The following is a 23,459-nucleotide window of genomic DNA, read 5'->3' on the forward strand; positions in this document are numbered from 1 at the left end:
GCCCCGTCCGGGCTTGTAACATGGGTCACACAGATCCGTTGAGGAGCAGCCCGTGACCCACCTCGACAGTCGCACGGTCGACGAGCGTTCCGTGCCGTTGATCGGCCGCGAGGTACCACGCACCGTGAAGTTCCACGCGCCCGAGATCGTGTTCGGCGTCGGCGCGCTCGGAGAGGCGGCGCACGCCGCCGTCCGTCTGGGCGCCGTTCGGCCTCTGCTGGTCACCGACCCCGGCCTGATCGAGGCCGGCTGGGTCGCCGAGCTCACCGAACACCTGCGCGCGGCCGGGCTTCGACCAGAGGCCTTCAGCGACGTCACCTCCAACCCCAAGGACCACGAGGTTGCCGCCGGGTTCGAGCAGTACAAGGCCACGGGCTGCGACGTGATCGTCGGGATCGGCGGCGGCTCCGCGATGGACGCCGCGAAAGGCATCGCGATCCTCGCCACCAACGGCGGCGCCATTCTCGACTACACCGGGGTCGACCGGGTCACACGGCCGGTGCCACCGATGGTGATGGTGCCCACCACCGCGGGCACCGGCGCGGACGTCTCGCAGTTCTGCATCGTCACCGACACCGCTCGGGCCACGAAGGTCACGATCCTGGGCCGCACACTGGTGCCGGACGTCACCGTGATCGATCCGCGGCTGCTCACCACCATGCCCCGGTGGCTGGCCGCCGCGAGCGGGCTCGACGCGCTCACCCACGGCGTCGAGGCGTACGTCTCGCTGGCGCACAACCCACTCACCGATCACCACGCACTACGCGCCATCGGGCTGGTCACCGGTTCCCTCGCCGACAGCATGGCGCACCCCACCCGGATGTCGGAACGGCTGGTAATGGCCCAGGCCAGCCTGGAGGCCGGTATGGCCTTCACCAACGCCATTCTCGGTGCGGCACACGCGATGAGCCACCAGGTAGGAGGGCTACTGGACAAGCCGCACGGTGTGATCAACGGAATCCTGCTGCCGCACGTGATCCGGTTCAACGCCGAGGCCGACCCGCGACCGTACGTGGCCATCGCCGCAGGGATGGGACTGCCCGAGCAGCACGCACCCGCAGCGGAGGCGGCCGCGGCCGTCGCCGACCGGGTCGAGGCCCTCGCCCGCGAGGTCGGCGTGCCCAGCGGCCTGTCCGAACTCGGTGTCCCCGGGGAGGTCCTGCCCCGCCTCGCCGCTCAAAGCCTGCTCGATTCGTGCATGACCACCAACCCGCGCGCCGCCACCGTCGGCGAGATCGCCGCACTGTTTCGGGCGGCGATGTGACCGCGGAGTCGGATCTGGCCGCACTCACCGGACTCCGGTCGGGCAAGAGCTCCTTCTACTCGCAGTACCGCGGGGCGCAGGAACGGGCCGAGCGGGTCCTGCACGCGCTGGACCTGATCGCCGGTGCCCTGGTGCGCACGGTCGACGGTCCGGAAACGGTGGTCAGCTCCGCTGCGCAGGCCGCTCGCGAACATCTCCAGGCGGACTGGGTGGTGTTCGCGCTCACCGAAGGCAGCCTCCCCGCGGCCGGCCTGCGCCGCTTGGTGCTGGGGCCAGACGGAATTCCTTTCCTCGTGGGCCGGGTCACGGGGCCTCCGCTGCCCTACGAGGTGACCGAATGCCTCGAGCGGATCCGCGACGCGGACACAGTGACCGGAAAGTCGGTCCTGCAGGGTCGGCATGCCTATGTTCCGCTGGTCCTCGACGGTACGGTGGTCGGGGCGATCGCCGCATGGACCCCCGTGGGGCGTGAACTCGACGGGACCGACGGCGCAGTGCTGAACATCCTGGCCAGTCAGACCGCCGTGGCGCTGCATAACGCCTCGCTGTACGAGGGCATCACCACCTTGCTCGACCGGTCCGAGCAAGCGCACGCACAACTGCGCCGCACGGCTGCGGATCTCGCAGTGCGCAACGCCGAGCTCACGGGCATGCAACGCGAACTGGGGGCAGTTCAACGGCACCGAGCGCTCGACGACGAGCGGCACCGGATCGCCCGTGAGTTGCACGACAGCGTGACCCAGGCGGTGCTGTCGGCGGGCATGCAGATCGAGGTGTGTCGCAGTGAGATCCCCGATTACGAGCGCACGGAGCGTTTGGACCTGGCGAAGGAGATGACCCGCCGGGCCGTGGAGCAGCTACGCTCCGCGATCTACACCCTCAACAACAGCTCGGACCGGCACACGGACGGACTACCCGAAATGCTGCGTCAGCTGGGCGTGGTGCACGAACCAGATGAGCTGAAAGTTACTGTGCGGGTGCGCGGCGAGATCCGGGAGCTGTCCGCAGAGGTCGAGCATGCACTGCTGCGGATCGCCGGTGAGGCCCTGTTCAACGTCGCGGTCCACGCCGACGCCGACCGCGCCACGGTGACACTGCGCTACGGCAGCGGACACATCGACCTCGCCATCGACGACGACGGCTCCGGCGACCCGGCCGCGCTGCGGGAGCGGTTACGGGAGAGCCGCGGGCGCGATGTCGACGGGCACGGCCGGGGGCTGGCGAACATGGCCGACCGGGCGGCAGAGTGCGGAGGCAGGCTGGTCATCCGGCGGTCGCGACTGCACGGTATCCGTATCCAGGTGAATCTGCCGGTCGAGGAGGTGGCGTGAATCAGGACACGAAGCGACCATCCGTCGATTCACGCATCGTGCTGGTGGACGATCACGCGATCCTCCGGGAGGGCCTGCGGTCGGTCCTCGACCGCGAGCCCGACCTGGAGGTGGTGGGCGAGGCCGCGACCCGCGCGGAGGCCCGAGCGGTGGCGGACTCGATCCGCCCGAACGTGATGGTGATCGACCTCAAGTTGTCCGGCGGTTCCGAGTTGGAAGGCCTAGTGCTGTGCCGCGAACTCGCGGCCGCGCACCCCGAGATCGGGCTGTTGGTCCTCACCACGTTCCTGGACGAGCGGTTGGTAGTGGAGGCCGTTCAGGCCGGAGCGCTCGGTTACGTGGTCAAGGACGTCGACACCCGCGAATTGGTCAGCGCCATCCGCTCGGTGACCCGTGGACAGAGTGCCTTCGACTCCCGCACAGCCGTCGCGGTGGTACGGACCCTGGCCAACGGGCCGGCCGGGGAGGACCTCACAGCTCGCGAGCTCGAGGTGCTCCGACTGCTGGCGAAAGGTAACTCCAACAGCGGGATCGGAGATCAATTGTTCATCTCTCCCACCACGGTGAAGTTCCACGTGAGCAACGTTCTGCGCAAACTCGGGGTGAGCCGCCGCGCGGAGGCCGCGTACGAAGCCAGCAAGCGTGGCATCATCTAGAGGTCGATCACCAGCCACGCGCCGTGGCGCTCGAAGCTACGGCAGCGCAGCCCGCGATCCGCGGCCAGGGCCTCGAGACCGGCCACGGTGAAGGTGCGCACGTGTCCGTACCGCGCGTCCGGCTCGTCCTCGATCGGGACCGCGAGAATCACCCGGGTCCGCGCGAGGCGCAGCGCCTCGTCGAGAACCGCAGCGCCGGCTTCGGCCGACACGTGTTCGAGTAGATGCAGGGCGGTGACGGTATCTGCGCAGCGGTCGGGCAGCCGGGTATCGGTTGCATCAGCCACCCGAGTGGTCAACGGGATCTCCATGGCCCGCGCGACGGTGTTGAGCAGGGTCATCGTCCCAGCGCACAGGTCGGTGGCGGTAACACTCATGCCTGATCGCGCAGCCCGGAGCGCGAAGAAGCCGAAGCAACTGCCGAGGTCCAACAGTGAATCCCCGACCAGCAGCTCGACCGCGGTCTGGTGCACCGGCGCGAAGTCGGCCACACCGGACTCCAAGTCGTCCATGGAGTTCCGGTAGTAGCAATCCCACGCCCGAGCAGCGCTCGCAACGGTCGTGCGGACCACTCCTACCAACATGCGCTCGAACTCCTCCACCGCGCACGGTCCGGCCTCCGCCGCGATCCGCAACGCGAGCGCGTCACGCAGATCGTCCGGCCCCAAGCGGTGACGGACCGACCACCCGCACCCGCGTCGCCGGACGGACAAGGCCCGGCCCCGCCGGACTCGGCGCACCACCACCCCTCCGTCCGACCACAGACGGCCCAAACCCGGTGCGAGAGCGTCGATCATGCTCACCGACTCTATTGCCACCCGACGCCCACGAGCATCCTCCGGACGAGCAGTTCCGCCCTACCCGATCGGACAGGGGACCTGGAACAGCCGGAGATCGTCGATGCGGCTGATCGGAGCTCCTACGAACCGTACCCCGACCACGAGCAGTCACCGTTCCAGCATCCTGTCGTCGAGGTGCCGGTTGAACAGCGCCGCCGCACCGTAGGAGACCCCCAGCCCGCCGACGAGGGCAGCCGCGGCGTGCGGCGCGAGTTCTCGCCCGGGGCGGCGAATACCCGCCCGCTCCAATCGCGATGACGCCCAGAGCCAGAAGGGCACAACCGCCACCGGGACGGTCGCCACGCCGGGCGAATAGCCTCGCACCCCTATGGAGTTCGCCGCGTGCGTGAACCCGTGCAGTCCGTACGCCAACAGCACCGACTGGTACAGCGTGGACCGACCGTTCGTGCGGGCACCGTCGATCGCAGCGCCTGCGACCAGAACACCCATCACCGCGATGGCGGTCCGGGCCATCCTGTCCGACATCGGAATCCCCCGCGCGCGGGCCCACGGGGCCGTCGTCAGCCATTCCTCCGCGTCGTGAACCGCCCACGCGGCGAACAGTCCGACGGTGGCCGCCAGTGGCACCGCACTATTACGTTCCGTCATGTAACGAAACTATACTGTCCCCATGCCGACGTCCAGCCCGGGCAGACCCCGCAGCGCCGCCACCGAGCGGGCCATCGTCGATGCAACACTCTCGGAGCTGGAGGCGGTCGGGTATCAGGCGCTCACGATAGAGGCGGTTGCGCGCCGGGCCGGGGTCGGGCGTCCCACCATCTACCGCCGCTGGCCGGATCGCGACGCTCTGGTCGTCGGCGCCCTGACGGCGACGGTGCCGCAGGCGGCGGCACCGTCGACCGACGACCCGGTGGCCGACCTGCGAACGTTGGTGACCACGTTCATCACCGACATCTCCCGATCCCCCGCGGCACGTGCGGTTCTCGCGGTCCACGCCGCGGGGGCGAACAGGCCGGAGCTGCGGGCGGCGCTGCACGAGCACTACCTCGCACCGCGGGGCGAGGCCCTCGCATCCGCCGTTGGACGCGCCCGGGCCATCGGCGCGATCGGCACCGGCGTGACGGACGAGCAGGTCCGCGATCTCCTGGTGGGACCCGCGATCTACCGCTGGCTCGTGATCGGCGACGTGCCGGACGCCGGCGAACACGAGGTCCTGCTGGACCTCGCGCTCGCCGCGATCGCTCGGGATGTCAGCGGCCCCGGTTCTCCAGGCGCGCGGGGAGCCGGCGCATGATCCCTTCGAGCGGCCCCGCGCTGCGGCTGCGGAACCAGAGCGTCGCGAAGACGAAGGCGCCGACGGTGAACGCGAGCCACATCGCGGTACCGCGCCAGTCGGTTTCGAGCCACGCCTCCTGACGCGAGTCCTGCACGGTGTGCAGCAGCACGAACACCGCGGCGATGTGGAGGCAGTACAGCGACAGGGACATCCGGCCCATCCGAGCGATCGGGGCGAACAACCTCGGCGCCGCGGCGCCGACGAGGAGGCACGTGCCGATCAGCGTGAGAGCGAAGCCGATGTTGCCGATGATCTCCAGCTGGGTGCCGGAATGCGGCTGTGCCCCGAGGTATCGGTAGGCATCGCTCCAGGCCCAGCCCCAGGCGTCGCGGTCGGCGTCGCCGGCTGCGGGCACGCCGCCCGCGGTGACGACCGCACCGAACCCGTCGAAGACCGTGCCCGTGATCGCGCCGAGCACCCACGCCACCGGGTAGGCGAGCATCAGTGCCGCGCCGGCCGCCAGCATCCGGCGCGCCGTGTCCCGCGAGTCGAGCGCGAGCCGTCCGATCGCGATACCCGCTGCGAGATAGGCGATCCAGATCAGAACCGGATAGTTCCCGGTTGCGAGCAGCTTCGAGAACTCCGCATCGGGATCGCCGAATCGCGTGATCAGCGCCACCGCAGCGGCGTTCGCGAACGGGCCCACCAGAGCCGCACCCACCGCGACGGCGACGAGCGCCCTCCTGCTCAGGGAGAACAGCGGCAGCGCGAGCCAGAACAACACCGCGTACGTGGCGAGGATGATCGAGATGTGCACGCCGAGCGTGACGAGCACACCGCCCACGAAGAACAGGAAGACGCCGCGGTAGACGATCTCCCGCCGCCGGGTCGCGAGGGCGTCGCCGGTCCGGCCGCGGGTCATGAGGCCCAGGCCGAGCCCGGACAGGATGACGAAAAGCGCCGAGGAACGCCCGACGACGATGCCGTCCCAGGTGGACGCGTCCAGGAGTACGAACTCCTGCTTGCGGCCGACGTGGGCGTAGAACATGCCGATCACGGCGAGCGCGCGGGCGAGGTCGAGGCCGATCATCCGCGCGGCGGACCGTCGGGGCTCGGCGCTGAGACGGGGCGCGGCAACCGGGGCCGTGGGGCGGCCGGCGACCGGGATGGTGTTCGTGGTCATGATGTTTCACTTTCTGCGGGCGCACGGATGAGCCCGCGTCGGATCGTTCCGGGTGGCGGTACGGGGTTCTCGGGTGGCGGTCAGTGGCCGCCGTGGGGCGCGGCGGACGCCCCGGAGGGCGCCGCGGACGCGGACGACGACGGCATCGACATCCCCGGCATGCCGGGCATCTCCAGCCGGGTGGGTGCGGACTGCCCCTTCGCGGCGACGACGAATTGGCCCATCATTCCCTTGTCCTCATGGAAGAGCAGGTGGCAGTGGTACATGTAGGGCATCGTCAGGTCGGTGTAGTCGGTGAACCGCATCGCGAGCGAACACGTGTCGCCCGGCGCGAGATAGACGGTGTCCTTCCACCCGCGCAGGTGCGCCGGCGGGGTCTTCCCGTTGAACGCGGTGATCTGGAACTGCACGTCGTGGACGTGGAAGTTGTGCGGCCAGTTGTCCTTGTTGCGCACCGTCCAGACCTCGGTGGTGTCGACGACGGGCGCCAGGTCGATGCGGCTCATGTCCATCCGCTCGCCGTTGATCATGTACCACTGCAGATCGAAGGACCGCGACGCGGGAACCGGCGCCGTCGCACCCGCCGCGAGCGGCGCGATGGTGCTCAGCACACGAGGCACCGGACCCGCGCCCGCCTCGAACACGTCGGCACCCACGAGTTCCAGGACGTCCAGGGTGTCGTCCTGACCGTACTGGCGCGCGATCCCACCGGACATCCTGCCGCGCTGGGAGATCGGGTACGAGCGCAGCATCGTGCGCTCCCCCGCGGTCACGGTGACGACGATCTCCGCCCGTTCGCCCGGGCTGAGCATGAGCCGGTCCATCGGTACTGGGGCCGCGAGCAGCCCACCGTCGGAGGCGATCGTCTCGAACCGCCGACCGTCGGCGAACCCGAACTCGAAGCAGCGCGCCGACGCACCGTTGAGCAGTCGCAACCGCATCCGCTCGCGACGCGCGAGCAGGCTCGCGCCCGCGACGCCGTTGGTGATCGCCGTGGGCCCGAGGAGACCGGTCTCGCCCGGCTCCGTCTCGTCCAATTCGCCGTCGGGCGTGAACTTCCGGTCCTGCACGACGACGGGGATGTCGTCGACGCCGTACTCGGACGGCAGGCCCAGGCGGTCCTGCTCGTCGTCGTCGAGGAGGAAGAAGCCGGAGAGCCCGCGGTACACGTGCTTCTCGGTGACGCCGTGCGGATGGGGGTGGTACCAGAGCGTCGAGGCCCGCTGGTGCACCGTCCATTCCGCGTTCCAGGTGCTTCCGGGTTCGACCATCTGGTGCGGGCCGCCGTCGGCGCGGGCCGGGACGTGCATGCCGTGCCAGTGCACGCTCGTCGCCTCCGCGAGGCGGTTGCGCACCGTGACCGCGACCTTCTCGCCGTCGCGGGCGCGCAGCGTGGGGCCCAGGATGTCGCCGTTGAAACCCCAGGTGGCACTCCGCTTCCCGGCGACGATCTCCGAACCACCCGCCTGCGCAGTCAATTCGAACCGGCGCACGCCGTCGGCACCCACCACTGACCGCGCCAGCGGCGGGACGGGCAGGGCACGACGCCCGCCCGGCAGCGACGGTGCCGCCGGCACGGCTGAGGTGCGGCACGCCGTGAGTGCGGCGCCGGCGAGGGGCGCGGCGATCAGGGCGGTCAGGAAGGTCCGGCGGGTACTGCCGGCGACGGCTCGTGGCCGCTCGGCGATGTCGTTGGTCATGCCTTCCAGCGTCGTCGGCGGCGACGCCGCGCGACTCCGCCCTTCGGACAAGCTTTCCGGGCAGCGGACTAGCCGGGAGGGGGTTGACATCGGTGGACGCGGCAGTTATAGACGCAGGTCGTGGCTTTCCGGTGGGCCCGACGGTGCCGTACGGTGCTGCCATGTCACGCACCAGTTGGACCGTCGGTGTGCGGGTCGCTCCCCTCGTGGTCGTGCCCGTGCTACTCGCGGTCAGCGTGTACCCCGGACGCTTCCACGCCTCCCCCGCGTACATCGCCGGATCGATGCTCGCCGCAGGGCTGTTCGTCCTCGGCGGCCGCGCCCCGTTCGCCGTCTCGCTCGTGCTGTCCGTGCTCTGCGGATGGCTGCTGTCCGTGGAGGCGTGGGGACCGGCAGGACTAGTCCCGTACCTCGCCGCGCTGGCCCTCGCCGAACTCGCGGCGTCGCGACGTCCCCGGTGGCAGGTCGCTGCGGCGACCGCGGTCTGGGCCGCCTCCTATGTCATCGGCTCGGTCCTCGACGACCAGCAGCACACCCTGATCCGGGTGCTCGCCGAAACCATCAGTTTCGTCGGACTACCGCTCGTCGGCGGTCTGTACATGCGGGAACGGTTCACCCAGGCCGAGCGCGAACGACGCGAGCTCGAACTCGAAGCGCTGCACGCCCGCCGGGACGAGCGCGCCGCCCTCGCGCGGGAGCTGCACGACCTCATGGCCCACCACATGTCGGCCATCTCGCTGCGGGTGGGCGTGGCGCGCACCGTCTACGCCGGGATCGATCCGGGCCTCGACGAGGTCCTGTCGGACATTCACGGGACCGCGACCGACTCCCTCGCGGACATCCGCCGGCTCCTCGCGGCACTGCGCGAACGGGATGCGCTCCAGGACCGGACGATCGACGACACCAAGACGGAGATCCGACGCGCCGTCGAACGCACCGTCGACGCCGGTTTCGACGTGCGGACGACCATCGACCTGGGCGACGACGAGCCCGCCGCGATCGACGCGCTCACGCTGGTGCGGGTGGTCCAGGAATCTCTCACGAACATCATGAAGCACGCGCCGCGCGGTGCGGCGGTCACCGTCGACGTGGGCAGGTCCGACGGTGCCTGGCGGGCCCGGGTGGTCAGTCCCCTTCCTGCACAGGCGCAGCGCGGGCACGGCTACGGCTTGGCCGGGATGGCCGAGCGGGCGGAACTCGCCGGCGGAAGCATCACCGCGGGCCCCGAGGGCGATCAGTGGGTCGTCGCGCTCACCCTGCCGACCCGTGCGACGTAGGTGAGTCTCAGCCCCGAGTGGCGAAGCGCGCCAGCTCGACCCGCGAGCCGGCACCGGTCTTCTGCCGGAGGTTCGCGATGTGCGCCTTGACGGTCGACTCGGCCACGTGCAACCGGCCCGCGATCGCCGCGTTGCCCAGTCCCTCGGCGACGAGCGCCAGTACCTCGGCCTCGCGATCGGTGAACGGCACAGCGGGTTCTTCCGCCGGCGCCGCCGGGGGCGCCGTCCGGGCGCGGAGGGCATCGTCGAGCACCCGACGTGCGGGCCCGGGCGACATGGGCACCTCCCCGCCCAGCGCGCGCCGCAGGCCGTCCAGCAGCGCCTCGGGCGCGATGTCCTTGACCAGGAACCCGACCGCGCCGGCGGCCAGGGCCGGGTACATGTGCTCGTCGTCGTCGAAGGTCGTCAGCACCACGATCCGCGCGGCCGGGTCCGCGGCGATGATCTGCTCGATACCCCGGACACCGTCGACCCCCGGCATCCGCAGGTCCATGAGCACGACGTCGGGCGCGAGCTCGCGGTAGGCGCGCGCCGCCTCGTCGCCATTGGTCGCCTCGCCCGCGACATAGAAGTCCGGCGCCGCGGTGAGCAGCATCGTGAGGCCGTCGCGGATCAACCGCTGGTCGTCGACGATCAGGACGCTGCTGTTCACGGCACGATCCTAGACACGAACGAGCCCCGCCCGGAGATCCGGACGGGGCTCGCTGCGCTGGAGCGGGTAACGCGACTCAGCCCTTGTGCGCCTTGACGGCCTCGGTGAGCTGCGGGGCGACGTCGAACAGGTCGCCCACGATGCCGTAGTCGGCGATCTCGAAGATCGGGGCCTCTTCGTCCTTGTTGACGGCCACGATGGTCTTCGAGGTCTGCATGCCGGCGCGGTGCTGGATGGCGCCCGAGATGCCCAGGGCGATGTACAGCTGCGGCGACACGGTCTTGCCGGTCTGGCCGACCTGGAACTGGCCCGGGTAGTAGCCCGAGTCGACGGCGGCGCGCGAGGCGCCGACGGCGGCACCCAGCGAGTCGGCGAGCTCCTCGACGACCGAGAACTTCTCGGCCGAACCCACGCCACGACCACCGGAGACGACGATCGTCGCCTCGGTGAGCTCCGGACGGTTTCCGCCCTGGATCGGCTGCTTCGCGGTGATCTTCACGGCGTTCTCCGCCTCGGCCGGAACCGCGACGTCGACGATCTCACCGGCGCCGGCGACACCGTCGGCCTCGATGGCGCCCGGGCGCAGCGAGGCGACCGGGGTGTCGCCACCGGCGGTGGCGTCGACGGTGAACGCGCCACCGAAGATCGAGTGGGTGGCGGCGCCACCGGGGCCGAACGCGATCGCGTCGGCGACCAGGCCGGAACCGAGGCGCGCGGCGACGCGGCCGGCCACCTCCTTGCCCTCGAACGTGGCGGCGGTGAGAACCGCTGCGGCGCCCTGGCTCTCGGCGAGCTCGGCGAGCACGCCGACCTTCGGGGTCACCAGGTAGGCGTCGGCCTCGGCCGACTCCGCGCGGTAGATCTTGGCGGCGCCGGCGGCCTTGAGCTGATCGGCGATCGCGTCGGTGGTGCCGGGGGCGCCCACGACGACGGCGGCCGGCTCACCCAGGGCCTTGGCGGCGGTCAGCAGCTCGGCCGTGACCTTCTTGAGCTTCCCGTCGACCTGCTCGACGAGGACGAGTACGTCTGCCATAACGGCTTCTCTCCTTAAGAGTGGGGGACGAGGGTCTTAGATGATCTTCTGGCCGATGAGGAACTGCGCGACCTTGCCGCCGCCGTCACCCTCGTCGACGACCTTCTCGCCCGCCTGCTTGGCCGGCTTCGGGGTCACGCCCGAGACCGTGGTGCCGGCGTTCGCGCCGCCGACCTCGTCGAGCTCCACGCCGATCTCCGCGAGGGAGAGCACGTTGATCTCCTTCTTCTTCGCGGCCATGATGCCCTTGAAGGAGGGGAAGCGCGGCTCGTTGATCTTCTCGTTGACCGACACGATGGCCGGCAGCGACGCCTCGAGCTCGAAGATGCCCTCGTCGGTCTCGCGCTCGCCCTTGATCGAGTCGCCCTCGACGATGAGCTTGCGCATGTGCGTGAGCTGGGGCAGGCCCAGGTACTCCGCCAGGATGGCCGGCACGGCACCGACGCGACCGTCGGTGGCCTCGTTACCGGCGATGACCAGCTCGACACCCTCGATGGTGCCCAGCGCGCGGGCGATGACCCACGAGGTCTGGATGGCGTCCGAGCCGTGCATGGCATCGTCCTGCACGTGGACGGCCTTGTCGGCGCCCATGGACAGGGCCTTGCGGATCGCATCGGTGGCGCTCGCGGGGCCGACGGTCAGCACGGTGACCTCGCCGCCGTTGGCCTCCTTGATCTGGAGCGCCTCCTCGACGGCGCGCTCGTTGATCTCGTCCAAGTACGGGTCGATCGACCGGTCGAGGGCGAAATCATCGGCGAGCTTGCGCTCGGAACCCGTGTCGGGGACCTGCTTGATCAGTACGACTACGTTCGTCATTGGTCTTCGTCGACCTCCTGGATCATCGGATACTCGTAGGGCACATTCTCACACTGCCGGGCGGGCACGGAAATCCCGCCCCACCACAGTGAAGCGACTCGAACTTAGCACCGCCTCACGACATTGTTTAACTGCAGAGTAAGTTACCCGGAGGTAACTGTCCATGTGGGCTGGCCCACGGCACTGCGACGACTAGGCTGGGAAGAATGTGTGACCCGCTGCCCCTGACCGGCGAGCGAACCGTCCCCGGGATCCCCGAGGAGAACTACTGGTTCCGCCGGCACGAGATCGCGTACCTCGCGATCGTCGACCGTTACGCCGGGACGTCGGTCTTCGAGGCCGGCAGCGGCGAGGGCTACGGCGCCGCGATGCTGGCCGACGGCGGCGCAAGCGTCACCGCCCTGGACTACGACGAGTCGGCGGTCGCGCACGTCCGCGCCACCTACCCGAAGGTCACCATGCTGCACGGCAACCTCGCCGAGCTGCCGCTGGACGACGCCTCGGTGGACGCCGTCGTCAACTTCCAGGTGATCGAGCACCTCTGGGATCAGCCCCAGTTCCTCCGCGAGGTCGCGCGGATCCTGCGCCCCGGCGGCGAGCTGGCCATCTCCACCCCCAACCGCGTCACCTTCTCCCCCGGCCGCGACACCCCGCTCAACCCCTTCCACACCCGCGAGCTCAACTCCGCGGAGCTGGTCGAGCTGCTCGAGGAAGCCGGCTTCGAGGTGACCGAGAAGCTCGGCGTCTACCACGGCGCCCGCCTGGCCGAGCTGGACCGCCGCCACGGCGGCAGCTTCATCGACGCGCAGATCGAGCGGTCGCTCGCCGGCGAGCCCTGGCCGGAGGAACTCTCGAACGACGTGGCCGCCGTCGCGGCCCAGGACTTCGACCTGCGCGCCGACGAGCCCGACAGTCTCGACCTGTTCTTCTACGCCCGGAAGCCCGGAGCGTGAGCGCACCGTCGGGCAGCCCGACGGTGACCGGCCGCGAGCCCGGCATGATCGCGTTCGTCCTGCACTCGCACCTCCCCTGGCTCGCCCATCATGGCGCCTGGCCCGTGGGCGAGGAATGGCTGTACCAGTCCTGGGCCGCGTCGTACCTGCGGATGGCCGAGATGCTCGACCGCCTCGCGGACGAGGGGCGCACCGACCAGCTCACGCTCGGCGTGACGCCGGTGCTCGCCGCGCAGCTCGACGATCCGTACTGCCTCGAGGCCATGCACCACTACCTCGGCAACTGGCAGCTCCGCGCGCACGAGGCGGCGCTCTCGGGCCGCCCCTCCTCGGCCGAGCTCGGCGCCCGCGAGCACCGGAACTCCGCGCACGCCCTCGATCTCTTCGAGACCCGATGGCGCCACGGCGGCACCCCGGTCCTGCGGCGCCTGGCCGACGCGGGCACCGTCGAACTGCTGGGCGGGCCCCTGGCGCACCCGTTCCAGCCCCTGTTGCACCCGCGGCTGCGCGAGCTGTCGCTGCGGGAGGGCCTCGCCTACGGGCGGGCCCGGCTCGGCTCCCCCGCCCGGACCGGGATCTGGGCGCCCGAGTGCGCCTACAAGCCCGGCATGGAAATCGGATACGAGACCGCGGGCGTCACGCACTTCATGGTCGACGGCCCCACGCTCGGCGGCGACACGGCCCTCGCGCGCCCCGTCGGCGACTCGTCCGTCCTCGCCTTCGGGCGCGACCTGCCCGTGAGCTACCGCGTGTGGTCGCCCAAGTCCGGCTACCCGGGGCACGCCGCCTACCGCGACTTCTACGCCCACGACCACGCCACGGGCCTCAAGCCGAGCCGGGTGACGGGCAAGAACGTCGCGGAGGCCGACAAGGCGCCCTACGATCCGGAACGGGCCGACGCCGCGATCGACCGGCACGTCGCCGACTTCGTCGACACCGTCGTCGCCCGCGTGCGGTCCGAGAGCGCGCGGATCGGCCGGGACGCCCTGGTGGTGGCAGCGTTCGACACGGAGCTCTTCGGGCACTGGTGGTACGAGGGCCCGATCTGGCTCGAGCGCGTGCTGCGCGCCCTCCCCGAGGCCGGTGTCCGGGTGGGCACGCTGCGCTCCGCCACGGAGGCCGGATACGTGGGCGCACCGCGCGAGATCCCGGCCAGCTCGTGGGGCTCGGGCAAGGACTGGCACGTCTGGGACGGCCCGCAGGTGCAGGAGTTCGTCGAACTCAACGAGGAGATCACCACGACGGTGCTCCGCGTCCTCGACAAGCGGGCCGGGCGGACCCGCGACGTCGTGAGCGACCAGGTGCTGCAGGAGGCGCTGATGTGCCTGCAGTCCGACTGGCCGTTCATGGTCTCCAAGGACACCGCCGCCGGCTACGCCCGCGACCGCGCCTACAAGCATGCGCACGCGCTGCGGGAGATCGCCGAGGCGGCCGAGCGTGGCGACGAGGCGCGCGCCGTCGCGCTGGCCCGCACCTGGCGCCTCGCCGACGACCCGTTCCCCGGGCTCGACGCGCGCCGCCTCCCCGCGACGGCGCAGGAGGAGTACTGACATGCGCGTCCTGCTCGTCTCCTGGGAGTACCCGCCGGTCGTCGTCGGCGGTCTCGGCCGGCACGTCCACCACCTCGCGCTCCAGCTGCGCGACCAGGGCCATGACGTCGTGGTCGTCTCCCGGCAACCCACCGGCACCGACCCGCGCAGCCACCCCACCTCGGACACCGTCGTCGACGGCATCCGCGTGATCATGGCCGCCGAGGACCCCCTGGCCCTCGACTTCGGCACCGACATGATGCCGTGGGTGCTCTCCATGGGGCACTCGATGCTGCGAGCGGGGCTGCGCCTGGCCGGGTACAACCCGACCGCCGGCGAGGACGCCCTGCACGGCGCGAGCACCGTCGGGCGGCCCTGGGTCCCCGACGTCGTGCACGCGCACGACTGGCTCGCCGCCCACGCCGCCGTCGGGCTCGCCGAAGCCTTCGACACACCCCTCGTCGCCACGATCCACGCCACCGAGGCGGGTCGGCACAGCGGCTGGGTGTCCGGCCCGGTGAACCGGCAGGTGCACTCCACCGAGTGGTGGCTCGCCAACGAGGCCGACGCGGTGATCACCTGCTCGCGGTCGATGTCCGACGAGGTCGGCCGTCTGTTCGGGCCCGGACTCGCTCAGCTGCACACCATCGCGAACGGCATCGATTCGTCGTTGTGGCCGTACCGGGACCGGTCCCGGAAGGCTGTCCGACGGGGCGCGCCCCGTCTGCTGTACGTGGGCCGGCTCGAGTACGAGAAGGGCGTGCAGGACCTCGTCGCCGCGGTGGCCAGAGTGCGCCGCACGCACCCCGGGACCACACTGACGGTGGCCGGCGACGGCACGCAGGCCGCGTGGCTGCGCGATGTCACGCGCGAACATCGCGTGCTGCGCGCCGTCGAGTTCACCGGCGCCCTCGACCACGAGGAGCTCGTCGCGCAGCTGCACTCGGCCGACGCACTGGTGATCCCGTCGCGCTACGAGCCCTTCGGCATCGTCGCCCTCGAGGGTGCCGCGACCGGCATCCCCGTCATCGCCACCACCGCGGGCGGCCTGGCGGACTTCATCCGGACCGGAGAGACGGGCGTGTCCGTCGAACCCGCCGATGTGCCGGGCCTGACCGCGGCGATCCGCGAGGTTCTCGACGATCCGGCCGCGGCGCACCGTCGGGCCGCGGCGGCGCGCGCCGAGGTCGAGGAGTTGACCTGGGACGCCGTGGCGCGCGAGACCGCGCAGGTCTACCTCGCCGCCAAGCGCCGGCCCCGCACCCCCCTGGGGCGGCGCGTGATCGACGAACGTCCCCTGCCGGAGCGGGACCCGACGAACCCCCTGTAGTCGTGTCACCGCTCGCAAAGACAGACTGACCAGCAGAAGGTGCACGATCACAAACCTTGTGGCACGGTCGATTCATGACCGTACGACCGGAAGACGTGCTGCCCGACGATCAGGATTCCGCCGATTTCGGCGGTCTCGCACTGCGCAAGGGCACCGTCGCGGCGTTCGTGCAGAACGCGAAACTCCTGGACGCCACCGCCGACGGCACGCCCGAGGCCGGTGACCTGACCGCGGCCCTGGCCGCCGCGGTACCGCAGCTGCGAGCGATCGGCGTGCTGGACGTCTTCGCCCCCGTCTCACCCCGCGTCCGCGCGATCATCGACGCGGTGGAGGGCTGAGCGTGCTGGTACGGAACGAGACCGCCGACGACCGCGCGGCCGTTGCGGACGTGCACCGCAGCGCGTTCGCGCCGATGACCCCGCCGGGGCGGACGGAGCCGGTCGAGGTGGTCCTGGTCGAGGCGCTTCGTCTGTGCGGCGCGTGGATCGACGAGCTGTCCTTCGTCGCCGAGGACGACGACGGCGCGGTGGTCGCCCACATCTGCCTGACCCGGGCCACCGTCGGCGACGTGCCCGCGCTCGCCCTGGGACCGCTCGGGGTTCGGGCGGACGTCCAGGCCCGGGGCACCGGCTCGGCCCTGATGCTGGCCTCCCTGGGGGCGGCGGATGCGCTCGGCGAACCGCTCGTCGCGCTGCTCGGGCACAAGGACTACTACCCGCGGTTCGGCTTCGTCCCGGCCGCCGACCTCGGCGTGACGCCGGATGTCGCGGAGTGGGCGGGCGACTCGTTCATGGTGCGCACGCTGGGGGCGTACCGGCCGGAACTGCGCGGCGAGTTCCGCTACCCCAGCCCGTTCTACCTGTTGTAGCCCGACGGTCCGCCGTCAGGAGTTCCCGGGCAGCCCGCGGGCCTCGGCCTTCTTGCGCTCGATGTCGGCGAGGGCGCGCTCGAGCTCGGCGCGCTCGGCGATCGACGCCTCCCACATGTCCTTGCGGTTCTTGACCACCCGGGCGGGCGAGCCGACGGCGATCGAGTAGGGCGGGATCTCGCCCCGGACCACGGCGTGCGCGCCGAGGACGGTGCCGTGCCCGATGAGGGTGTTGCGGGTGACGGTGACCTTGGTGCCCACCCAGGTGTCGCCGCCGATCCGGACGGGGCCCTTGACGATGCCCTGGTCCTTGATGGGGATGTCGATGTCGTCCATCTTGTGGTCGAAATCGCAGATGTAGCACCAGTCCGCGACCAGCGACGCAGGGCCGAACTCGATGTCGAGGTAGCAGTTGACCACGTTGTCGCGACCGAACACCGACTTGTCGCCGATGCGCAGGGAGCCCTCGTGGCAGCGGATCTTGTTCGAGTCGCCGATGTGCACCCACCGGCCGATCTCCATCCGGCCGAGGCCCGGTGTCGCGTGGATCTCGACGTTCTTGCCGAGGAAGACCATGCCCTTGAGCACGATGTGCGGGTTGGCCAGCCGGAACTTCAGCAGGCGGAAGTACCGCACCAAGTACCAGGGCGTGTACGCCTTGTTCTTGAGGACCCAGCGCAGCGACGCGGGCGTCAGGAACCGCGCCTGCTGATCGGCCTGCCGGGCGTGACGCCACCGCGATCGATACGGGGCGTTCCACATGCTCGTCATGCCCGCGAGCCTATCCGGCGGGTGCGCCCCGCCGGTCCGGTACGCCTCCCGCGCTAGTCTGTGGGGCGGTCGGACGTCCGAGCCACAGGTCGAGCAGAGGAGACACATGCGGTTGGGTAGGCGCGTGCGCACGCTGGGCGCGACGGTGGCCGCCGCGGCGGTCCTGGCCTCGTGCACGCCGGACACCACCTGGGTGTACGCGGACGATTCCGCCGCCTGGCCCGGCATGTACGGCGACTCCCGCAACAACTCCTACGCCGACCGGGACGCCGCGTCGTCGCTCGTCCCGGCCTGGACCCGCGATCTCGTCGGCCCCAACACGGTGCAGCCGGCCATCTCCAATCGCGGTGTCCTGTCCGTGACCGCCCGCACCGACGCCGGGTGCACCACCTTCAGCCTCGAGCTCACCGTGGGCCGCAAGACCTACTGCCGGCGCGACGCCGCGGGCGCCGACCTGCAGGCACCCGTCGTGGACCAGTTCGAGTACACGTACCTCGGCGTCCCCGGCTGGCTCTACAGCTTCAACCCCGACAACCAGGTCCGCTGGCGCTATCCCACGGCGGGCACGCCCCTGTGGATCAAGCTCGCGGGCGACAACACGGTTCTCGCGGTCACGCACCTCGGGCAGATGGTGCTCGTCGACACGCACGACGGCACCGCCGCCGGCGCCGCGATCGGCCTGCTCCCACAGGTCTCCGCCAACGACAACGGCGGCGGCATCGAGGACTGCGCGACGAACGGGCCCGGCTGCCCCGTCTCCGGGCCGCCCGCCGTCGACACGACCGCGGAGCGCGCGTACGTCGTCGTCGGGGCGAACGGCGCACCGTCGAAGGTGATGGCGGTCGACTACGGCAAGACCGGAAGCAGGCACGACCTGCGGTACGCCTGGGAGCGCAAGGACCTGCCCGACGGTGCCGTCGGCTCACCGTCGCTCTCGGCGGACCGGTCCACCCTGTACGTGAACCTGCGGGGCAAGAAGCTGGCCGCGCTCGACGCGAAGACCGGCGAGACGAAGTGGACCCACGACCTCGGGTACCAGAGCGCGGTACCGCCCTCGGTATCGCCGGACGGGATCATCGTCCCCGCGGCGCCCGGTCTGCAGCGCGGCTCCTTCATCGCGCTGCAGGACGAGGGCAAGAGCGCCCGTGAGGTGTTCAAGCGCACCGATGTGGCGATGATCTCCCCGGCGACGCAGATCCGCGGCGGCATCGGCTACGCGGTCGTCCGGTCCTGGGCGGGCGTGCAGTCGCAGCTCATCGAGTTCCGCACGGACACCGGCACGACGCTGCGCACCTTCGACCTGCCGGACTCGGTCAAGTCCGCCTCGGGCGTCTCGATCGGGCCCGACGGTGAGCTGGTCACCGTCGGCAACGACGGCACCGTCTACGCCTTCACGTCGGGTCGCCGCACGGGCGACAGCGTCGTCAAGGAGTAGGCGCCGGACGTTCGGACCCGATCAGACCAGGTCGACGGGCAGGAGCTCGCGGAGCTCGTCCGGATCCATGCCGAAGGTCTCGAGAATGCGGGCACCGTCCGGCCCGGTCTCGAAGACGGCCACGTCGGTGTAGATCCGGTTCACGCAGCCCAGCCCGGTGAGCGGGTACGTGCAGGCCGGCACGAGCTTGGACGCGCCGGCCTTGTCGAACAGCGACATCATCACGTACACCTGCTTCGCCCCGATCGCGAGGTCCATCGCGCCGCCCACCGCGGGGATGGCACCCTCGCGCCCGGTGTGCCAATTGGCGAGGTCGCCGCGCTCCGAGACCTGGTACGCGCCGAGCACGCACACGTCGATGTGACCTCCGCGCATCATCGCGAAGGAGTCGGCGTGGTGGAAGTACGCGGCGCCCGGGAGCTCCGTCACCGGGACCTTGCCGGCGTTCGTGAGGTCCGGGTCGACGAGGTCGCCCACGGCCGTGGGGCCCATGCCCAGCATCCCGTTCTCGGTGTGGAGCACGACCTCGCGCTCCGCGGGCAGATGGTCGGCGACCTTGGTCGGTTGACCGATCCCGAGGTTGACATAGGCGCCGCGCGGGATGTCGTGGGCGACGCGGGCCGCCAGATCCTCCATCGACAGACGATGCGTGGTCATCGTGCTCCCTCCACGGTGTAGTGCCGGGCGTCGACGGCGACGATCCGGTCGACGAAGATGGACGGCGTCACGACCGCCTCGGGGTCGATAGCGCCGAGCGGGACGACCTCGTCGACCTGGACGATCGTGGTCGCGGCGGCGGTCGCCATGACGGGTCCGAAGTTCCGGGCGGTCTTGCGGTAGACGAGGTTGCCCCACGGATCGGACCGGTGAGCGGCGATCAGCGCGTAGTCGCCGTGGATCGGGTACTCGAGCAGGTACGTGCGCCCGTCGATCTCGCGGGTCTCCTTGCCCTCCGCCAACGGCGTGCCGACGGCCGTCGGGCAGTAGAACGCCCCGATACCCGCACCCGCCGCGCGCATCCGCTCGGCGAGGTTGCCCTGCGGGACGACCTCGAGGTCCACCTTTCCCGCGTGGTAGAGCTCGTCGAAGACGTAGGAGTCGCTCTGCCGGGGGAAGGAGCAGACCACTTTGCGGACACGGCCGGCCGCGAGCAGCGCCGCGACGCCGACGTCGCCGTTGCCGGCGTTGTTGGACACCACGGTGAGGTCGCTCGCGCCCTGCCGGATGAGGGCGTCGATGAGGTCGAAGGGCATGCCCGCCAGGCCGAAGCCGCCGATCAGGACCGTCGAGCCGTCCTCGATGCCGGCGACGGCGTCGTCGACGCCGTCATGGACCACTGCCCTGCTCATGCCCGGACCTCCGTGTTCTCGACGACGATCGCGAGGCCCTGGCCGACGCCGATGCAGAGGGCGGCGACCCCGTAGCGTTCGCCGCGGCGCCGGAGCGAGGTCGCGACGGTGCCGAGCAGCCGGCTGCCGGACGCGCCGAGGGGGTGCCCGAGCGCGATCGCCCCGCCGTGCGGATTGACGATCGCGGGGTCGATCCCCCACGCGTCGATGCAGACCAGCGACTGCACCGCGAAGGCCTCGTTGAGTTCGACGACGCCGACCTCGTTCCACGAGATCCCGGCACGCGCGAGCGCGCGGTTCGCGGCCTCCACCGGCGCGTATCCGAACATCTGCGGCTCCACCGCCGCGGCACCGCGGCCCGCGATGCGCGCGAGCGGATCGAGTCCGATCGTCCCCGAGGCCGCGGCGGATCCGAGGAGGACCGCCGCGGCGCCGTCGCTGAGCGGGCTGGCGTTGCCCGCGGTGATCGAGCCGTCGGGCCGGAACGCGGGGCGCAGCGCACCCAGCTTCTCGACGGTGGTCTCGGGCCGGACGTTCTCATCGCGCTCGAGGCCGTCGACGGGGACCACGAGGTCGGCGTAGAAGCCCTCCTCCCAGGCCGCGTGCGCCCGACGGTGCGACAGGTCCGCGAAGTCGTCCTGGCGCGCGCGGGAGACGGCGAACTTCTCGGCCAGCTGCTCGTTCGCCTCGCCCAGGCTCACGGTCCACTCGGCGGGCATCGCGGGGTTCACGAGGCGCCAGCCCAGGGTCGTGGAGACGGCAGTGACATCGCCCGCCGGGAAGGGTTTCGCGGACTTGGGCAGTACCCAGGGCGCGCGGGTCATCGACTCGACGCCGCCCGTCATGACGATGTCCGCGTCGCCGGTCTCGATGGACCTGCTGCCCATCATGGCGGCGTCGAGCCCCGAGCCGCACAGCCGGTTCACGGTGGTGGCCGGCACCTCGACCGGGACGCCCGCGAGCAGGGCCGCCATGCGCCCGACGTTGCGGTTGTCCTCCCCCGCGCCGTTGGCGTTGCCCCAGACGACCTCGTCGATCCGTGCTCCGGCGCCGAGTCCGGAGGCACGGTCGAGAACCGCCCGGATCGCAGTCGCGGCGAGGTCGTCGGGGCGGGCGCCGGCGAGCGCGCCGTTGAATCGGCCGAACGGCGTGCGTGCGGCGGCGTAGACGTAGGCATCCATACGGTCGACGGTAGGACGATCGATCGAGATATTGAAGTACCGAAATCAACGGTAATTGATATCGTCTCCATATGAATCTGCGGCAGCTCCGCTACTTCGTCGCGGTCGCAGAGGAGCGGCACTTCGGCCGCGCCGCGCAGCGCCTGCACATGGCGCAGCCGCCCCTGTCGCACCAGATCCGGCAGCTGGAGAGCGATCTCGGCGTAGAGCTCCTGCACCGCACCACGCGCCGGGTCGATCTCACGGACGCGGGGCGCGCCTACCTCGAGCGGGCGCGGGCCATTCTGTCCTCCGTCGACGACGCGGCGCAGCACGCGCGTCGCGTGGCGGCCGGCGCCACGGGGCATCTGACGATCGGCTGCGTCGGCACCGCGACGTACAGCCTGCTCCCGCCGCTGGCGCGGCGGCTCGCGGAGGAACTCCCGGGGATCGACTTCGCGTTCCGCGGCGAGATGCTGGTGCCCGACCAGGTCGAGGCGCTGCGCTCCGGGGCGATCGACATCGCGCTCCTGCGGCCGCCGGTGGCGGATCAGTCCCTGCGGATCCGCGTCGTGCGTCGCGAGCCGTGGGTCGTCGCGCTGCCCGCCGACCACCCTTTGACACGGAGGGAGCGGCTGCGGGTGTCGGACCTGGCGGGCGCGGCGTTCATCGTCCATTCGGCGGACCGTCGATCCGCGATGTACGACCGGGTCGCCGCGCTCCTCCGCGAAGGCGGTGTCGCACCGACGATCCGGCACGAGGTGGGCGAGACCTCCACGCTCGCAACGCTCGTCGCCGCCGGTCTGGGTATCGCCGTCGCCCCCGAGCCGATCACGGCACTGCGTCTCGACGGCCTCTCCTACCGCCCGCTCGACGGAGCGGGCACCGGCGTCGACCTGGCCGTCGCACACCTGGCAGACCGGGAGGACCGCCATCTGGCGCGCGTCGCGGACCTCATCGTCGACCTCACCGCGGTCTGAGTTCGGTCACCGACCGGCGACCCGCGCCCGGGTCTGCGAAGGAGTCTCGCCGAACCGGCGGCGGTACATCCCGGCGAACCGCGAGGGGTGGGTGAACCCCCAGTCGTAGGCGGTCTCGGTCACGGTGCGGCCGGAGTCCGGAGTCACCAGCTCGGCGCGGACGCGGTCCAGTCGCTCACCCAGGATGTATGCACTGGGCGAAAGCGCGAGCCGGTCCTGGAAGGCGCGCTGCAGCGAGCGCACGCTGACCCCGACGTGCGCAGCCACGTCGGGCACCGAGAGCGGCCCGCTCAGCCCCGCCTCGATGTGATCGAGCGCCCGTTGGAAGGTCCTCGGGTGCACCCGATCCGCGTCGCGGTCGTGGAGGAGCTCGGACTGATTGTGCCGGTGGGAGACCAGGAGCCCGGTGATGAGCAGGTCCCGCCAGTGCCGGGCCATCACCGGATCCGTGGCGAGTCCCGCCTCGTCGTCGAGGTCCCGCAGCAGCGAGCGCAGTGCTCCCGACCAGCTCCGGAGCCCGGGCGCGCCGAGGTCCATCCCGACCTCGAAGACGACCGGACCGCCGACGGGGCGGCCGGCGAGAGCTTCCAGTCGCTCCTGGACGGCAGCACGTTCGAGCCGCAGGTGCAGTTGGCGGTAGGAGCCGTCCATCCGCATCCGTGCCCGCATCGCGGGCGACAGCACGGCGGCCACTCCGCCCTCGATCACCGCTCCGCCGTCGGCCCCGACGAGTTCGAGCCGGTTCGACCCGGCCACCGCGATCATGAGGTCGTAGTAGTCGATGCGGTCGAGGATGTCGACGTCGATCGGAGTCCCCTGCTCCAGGTAGACCACGCCGAGGTCCGCGACCGCTGCGGACCGGACCGCGCCACGGAAGGGAGTCGCGGGGTCGCGCGGCACCGCGATCGAGTGGGTGCTGAGCAGACCGCCCGCGGCACTGCGGAAGGCGTCGACATCCGTGGTCCGCAGGCTGTCGAACCGGCCCAGCGGCGCGGCGGTCACCCCGCCACCGGCATCGGGACCGCCCCACATCGCCATCACCTCCGCACCCGACGGATCACCTCGACGAGGCCCTCACCTGCAGATTACACCCGGG

The 23,459-nt window shown here is 71.0% G+C and carries 24 protein-coding genes; 12 read left to right on the forward strand and 12 right to left on the reverse strand.

The annotated features are described in order from the left end of the window. Window positions 1-91: 91 nt before the first annotated feature. From AXK61_RS07745 to AXK61_RS07755, 3 genes are read left to right on the forward strand one after another with little or no spacing between them, the layout of a single operon-like run. Entirely contained in the window at window positions 92-1,264 is a 1,173-nt protein-coding gene (locus tag AXK61_RS07745) for an iron-containing alcohol dehydrogenase (protein ID WP_068744756.1), read from the forward strand. Continuing rightward, entirely contained in the window at window positions 1,261-2,595 is a 1,335-nt protein-coding gene (locus tag AXK61_RS07750; RefSeq protein WP_068744656.1) for a MadS family sensor histidine kinase, read from the forward strand. Before AXK61_RS07745 ends, AXK61_RS07750 begins: the two co-directional genes overlap by 4 nt. Further along, window positions 2,592-3,251 (forward strand): MadR family response regulator transcription factor, encoded by a 660-nt coding sequence (locus AXK61_RS07755; protein ID WP_068744658.1) that lies wholly within the window; start codon window positions 2,592-2,594, stop codon window positions 3,249-3,251. The genes AXK61_RS07750 and AXK61_RS07755 overlap by 4 nt, the downstream gene beginning before the upstream one ends. Here the strand turns inward: AXK61_RS07755 and mftM are convergent. Both mftM and AXK61_RS07765 read right to left on the reverse strand, forming a co-directional pair. After that, window positions 3,248-4,048, reverse strand: coding sequence for a mycofactocin oligosaccharide methyltransferase MftM (gene mftM / locus AXK61_RS07760; RefSeq protein WP_068744758.1), 801 nt, complete (start codon window positions 4,046-4,048; stop codon window positions 3,248-3,250). The genes AXK61_RS07755 and mftM overlap by 4 nt on opposite strands. A gap of 150 nt (window positions 4,049-4,198) precedes the next feature. After that, complete coding sequence (locus AXK61_RS07765; protein ID WP_068744661.1) at window positions 4,199-4,699, reverse strand: HXXEE domain-containing protein; 501 nt, start codon at window positions 4,697-4,699, stop codon at window positions 4,199-4,201. 22 nt (window positions 4,700-4,721) lie between these two features. Between AXK61_RS07765 and AXK61_RS07770 the strand changes: the two genes are divergently transcribed. Continuing rightward, window positions 4,722-5,345, forward strand: a complete 624-nt coding sequence (locus tag AXK61_RS07770) for a TetR/AcrR family transcriptional regulator (protein WP_068744663.1) — start codon at window positions 4,722-4,724, stop codon at window positions 5,343-5,345. Here AXK61_RS07770 and AXK61_RS07775 read toward each other — a convergent pair. Both AXK61_RS07775 and AXK61_RS07780 read right to left on the reverse strand, forming a co-directional pair. Next, window positions 5,302-6,510: a DUF418 domain-containing protein gene (locus tag AXK61_RS07775; RefSeq protein ID WP_068744665.1), complete on the reverse strand. Its 1,209-nt coding sequence runs from the start codon at window positions 6,508-6,510 to the stop codon at window positions 5,302-5,304. The genes AXK61_RS07770 and AXK61_RS07775 overlap by 44 nt on opposite strands. An 80-nt stretch (window positions 6,511-6,590) precedes the next feature. After that, window positions 6,591-8,210, reverse strand: a complete 1,620-nt coding sequence (locus AXK61_RS07780; RefSeq protein ID WP_068744668.1) for a multicopper oxidase family protein — start codon at window positions 8,208-8,210, stop codon at window positions 6,591-6,593. Window positions 8,211-8,371: 161 nt separating this feature from the next. On the opposite strand from AXK61_RS07780, the gene AXK61_RS07785 reads away from it, so the two are divergent. Continuing rightward, the gene (locus AXK61_RS07785) at window positions 8,372-9,487 is read left to right on the forward strand and encodes a sensor histidine kinase (protein WP_068744759.1); all 1,116 of its coding nucleotides are present in this window, start codon (window positions 8,372-8,374) and stop codon (window positions 9,485-9,487) included. 7 nt (window positions 9,488-9,494) lie between these two features. Here the strand turns inward: AXK61_RS07785 and AXK61_RS07790 are convergent, their stop codons facing one another. The 3 genes from AXK61_RS07790 to AXK61_RS07800 form a co-directional block, all read right to left on the reverse strand. Next, complete coding sequence (locus AXK61_RS07790; protein ID WP_197466770.1) at window positions 9,495-10,139, reverse strand: response regulator; 645 nt, start codon at window positions 10,137-10,139, stop codon at window positions 9,495-9,497. Between the two features lie 76 nt (window positions 10,140-10,215). After that, window positions 10,216-11,172, reverse strand: coding sequence for an electron transfer flavoprotein subunit alpha/FixB family protein (locus AXK61_RS07795; protein WP_068572089.1), 957 nt, complete (start codon window positions 11,170-11,172; stop codon window positions 10,216-10,218). A gap of 36 nt (window positions 11,173-11,208) precedes the next feature. Next, window positions 11,209-11,988 carry an electron transfer flavoprotein subunit beta/FixA family protein gene (locus tag AXK61_RS07800; protein ID WP_068744669.1) on the reverse strand — a complete coding sequence of 260 codons (780 nt, stop codon included), beginning with the start codon at window positions 11,986-11,988 and terminating at the stop codon, window positions 11,209-11,211. A 206-nt stretch (window positions 11,989-12,194) separates the two neighbouring features. Here AXK61_RS07800 and AXK61_RS07805 point away from each other — a divergent pair, with 206 nt between their 5' ends. The 5 genes from AXK61_RS07805 (at window position 12,195) to AXK61_RS07825 (ending at window position 16,668) form a co-directional block, all read left to right on the forward strand. Next, window positions 12,195-12,941 (forward strand): class I SAM-dependent methyltransferase, encoded by a 747-nt coding sequence (locus AXK61_RS07805; protein ID WP_068744670.1) that lies wholly within the window; start codon window positions 12,195-12,197, stop codon window positions 12,939-12,941. A 44-nt stretch (window positions 12,942-12,985) separates the two neighbouring features. Continuing rightward, complete coding sequence (locus tag AXK61_RS07810; RefSeq protein ID WP_068744761.1) at window positions 12,986-14,491, forward strand: 1,4-alpha-glucan branching protein domain-containing protein; 1,506 nt, start codon at window positions 12,986-12,988, stop codon at window positions 14,489-14,491. A 1-nt stretch (window position 14,492) separates the two neighbouring features. Beyond that, window positions 14,493-15,800 (forward strand): glycosyltransferase family 4 protein, encoded by a 1,308-nt coding sequence (locus AXK61_RS07815; RefSeq protein ID WP_068572086.1) that lies wholly within the window; start codon window positions 14,493-14,495, stop codon window positions 15,798-15,800. 74 nt (window positions 15,801-15,874) lie between these two features. After that, window positions 15,875-16,138: a hypothetical protein gene (locus tag AXK61_RS07820; protein ID WP_068572085.1), complete on the forward strand. Its 264-nt coding sequence runs from the start codon at window positions 15,875-15,877 to the stop codon at window positions 16,136-16,138. A gap of 2 nt (window positions 16,139-16,140) precedes the next feature. Then, window positions 16,141-16,668 carry a GNAT family N-acetyltransferase gene (locus AXK61_RS07825; protein WP_068744671.1) on the forward strand — a complete coding sequence of 176 codons (528 nt, stop codon included), beginning with the start codon at window positions 16,141-16,143 and terminating at the stop codon, window positions 16,666-16,668. 15 nt (window positions 16,669-16,683) lie between these two features. On the opposite strand, the gene AXK61_RS07830 is transcribed toward AXK61_RS07825, so the two are convergent. After that, window positions 16,684-17,439, reverse strand: coding sequence for an acyltransferase (locus AXK61_RS07830; protein ID WP_068572082.1), 756 nt, complete (start codon window positions 17,437-17,439; stop codon window positions 16,684-16,686). 106 nt (window positions 17,440-17,545) lie between these two features. On the opposite strand from AXK61_RS07830, the gene AXK61_RS07835 reads away from it, so the two are divergent. Continuing rightward, a complete protein-coding gene (locus AXK61_RS07835) occupies window positions 17,546-18,874 on the forward strand; it encodes an outer membrane protein assembly factor BamB family protein (RefSeq protein WP_197466771.1) in 1,329 nt (442 codons plus the stop codon). Between the two features lie 21 nt (window positions 18,875-18,895). Here AXK61_RS07835 and AXK61_RS07840 read toward each other — a convergent pair whose 3' ends face one another. Genes AXK61_RS07840 through AXK61_RS07850 form a run of 3 tightly spaced genes read right to left on the reverse strand, consistent with a single transcriptional unit; the run spans window position 18,896 to window position 21,404 of the window. Beyond that, complete coding sequence (locus AXK61_RS07840; protein WP_068744673.1) at window positions 18,896-19,531, reverse strand: 3-oxoacid CoA-transferase subunit B; 636 nt, start codon at window positions 19,529-19,531, stop codon at window positions 18,896-18,898. Further along, the gene (locus tag AXK61_RS07845; protein ID WP_068572076.1) at window positions 19,528-20,223 is read right to left on the reverse strand and encodes a 3-oxoacid CoA-transferase subunit A; all 696 of its coding nucleotides are present in this window, start codon (window positions 20,221-20,223) and stop codon (window positions 19,528-19,530) included. Before AXK61_RS07845 ends, AXK61_RS07840 begins: the two co-directional genes overlap by 4 nt. Beyond that, the gene (locus AXK61_RS07850; RefSeq protein ID WP_068572074.1) at window positions 20,220-21,404 is read right to left on the reverse strand and encodes a thiolase family protein; all 1,185 of its coding nucleotides are present in this window, start codon (window positions 21,402-21,404) and stop codon (window positions 20,220-20,222) included. Before AXK61_RS07850 ends, AXK61_RS07845 begins: the two co-directional genes overlap by 4 nt. Window positions 21,405-21,475: 71 nt before the next feature. Here AXK61_RS07850 and AXK61_RS07855 point away from each other — a divergent pair, with 71 nt between their 5' ends. Further along, on the forward strand, window positions 21,476-22,363 hold the full coding sequence (locus AXK61_RS07855) for a LysR substrate-binding domain-containing protein (RefSeq protein ID WP_068572072.1): 888 nt from the start codon (window positions 21,476-21,478) through the stop codon (window positions 22,361-22,363). 6 nt (window positions 22,364-22,369) lie between these two features. Here the strand turns inward: AXK61_RS07855 and AXK61_RS07860 are convergent, their stop codons facing one another. Continuing rightward, window positions 22,370-23,395: a helix-turn-helix transcriptional regulator gene (locus tag AXK61_RS07860; protein ID WP_068572842.1), complete on the reverse strand. Its 1,026-nt coding sequence runs from the start codon at window positions 23,393-23,395 to the stop codon at window positions 22,370-22,372. Between the last annotated feature and the right edge of the window lie 64 nt (window positions 23,396-23,459).

Origin of the sequence: Tsukamurella pseudospumae (genome assembly GCF_001575205.1) — a bacterium.
GTDB classification, from domain to species: domain Bacteria; phylum Actinomycetota; class Actinomycetes; order Mycobacteriales; family Mycobacteriaceae; genus Tsukamurella; species Tsukamurella pseudospumae.

Bases quoted from the DNA above. Each gene is read 5' to 3' on its own strand.
- AXK61_RS07840 (WP_068744673.1), bottom strand. From the start codon at position 19,531: ATGACCACGCATCGTCTGTCGATGGAGGATCTGGCGGCCCGCGTCGCC.
- AXK61_RS07770 (WP_068744663.1), top strand. From the start codon at position 4,722: ATGCCGACGTCCAGCCCGGGCAGACCCCGCAGCGCCGCCACCGAGCGG.
- AXK61_RS07800 (WP_068744669.1), bottom strand. From the start codon at position 11,988: ATGACGAACGTAGTCGTACTGATCAAGCAGGTCCCCGACACGGGTTCC.
- mftM (WP_068744758.1), bottom strand. From the start codon at position 4,048: ATGATCGACGCTCTCGCACCGGGTTTGGGCCGTCTGTGGTCGGACGGA.
- AXK61_RS07835 (WP_197466771.1), top strand. From the start codon at position 17,546: ATGCGGTTGGGTAGGCGCGTGCGCACGCTGGGCGCGACGGTGGCCGCC.
- AXK61_RS07810 (WP_068744761.1), top strand. From the start codon at position 12,986: ATGATCGCGTTCGTCCTGCACTCGCACCTCCCCTGGCTCGCCCATCAT.
- AXK61_RS07795 (WP_068572089.1), bottom strand. From the start codon at position 11,172: ATGGCAGACGTACTCGTCCTCGTCGAGCAGGTCGACGGGAAGCTCAAG.
- AXK61_RS07815 (WP_068572086.1), top strand. From the start codon at position 14,493: ATGCGCGTCCTGCTCGTCTCCTGGGAGTACCCGCCGGTCGTCGTCGGC.
- AXK61_RS07855 (WP_068572072.1), top strand. From the start codon at position 21,476: ATGAATCTGCGGCAGCTCCGCTACTTCGTCGCGGTCGCAGAGGAGCGG.
- AXK61_RS07850 (WP_068572074.1), bottom strand. From the start codon at position 21,404: ATGGATGCCTACGTCTACGCCGCCGCACGCACGCCGTTCGGCCGATTC.
- AXK61_RS07785 (WP_068744759.1), top strand. From the start codon at position 8,372: ATGTCACGCACCAGTTGGACCGTCGGTGTGCGGGTCGCTCCCCTCGTG.
- AXK61_RS07780 (WP_068744668.1), bottom strand. From the start codon at position 8,210: ATGACCAACGACATCGCCGAGCGGCCACGAGCCGTCGCCGGCAGTACC.
- AXK61_RS07830 (WP_068572082.1), bottom strand. From the start codon at position 17,439: ATGACGAGCATGTGGAACGCCCCGTATCGATCGCGGTGGCGTCACGCC.
- AXK61_RS07860 (WP_068572842.1), bottom strand. From the start codon at position 23,395: ATGTGGGGCGGTCCCGATGCCGGTGGCGGGGTGACCGCCGCGCCGCTG.
- AXK61_RS07775 (WP_068744665.1), bottom strand. From the start codon at position 6,510: ATGACCACGAACACCATCCCGGTCGCCGGCCGCCCCACGGCCCCGGTT.
- AXK61_RS07820 (WP_068572085.1), top strand. From the start codon at position 15,875: ATGACCGTACGACCGGAAGACGTGCTGCCCGACGATCAGGATTCCGCC.
- AXK61_RS07845 (WP_068572076.1), bottom strand. From the start codon at position 20,223: ATGAGCAGGGCAGTGGTCCATGACGGCGTCGACGACGCCGTCGCCGGC.
- AXK61_RS07805 (WP_068744670.1), top strand. From the start codon at position 12,195: ATGTGTGACCCGCTGCCCCTGACCGGCGAGCGAACCGTCCCCGGGATC.
- AXK61_RS07765 (WP_068744661.1), bottom strand. From the start codon at position 4,699: ATGACGGAACGTAATAGTGCGGTGCCACTGGCGGCCACCGTCGGACTG.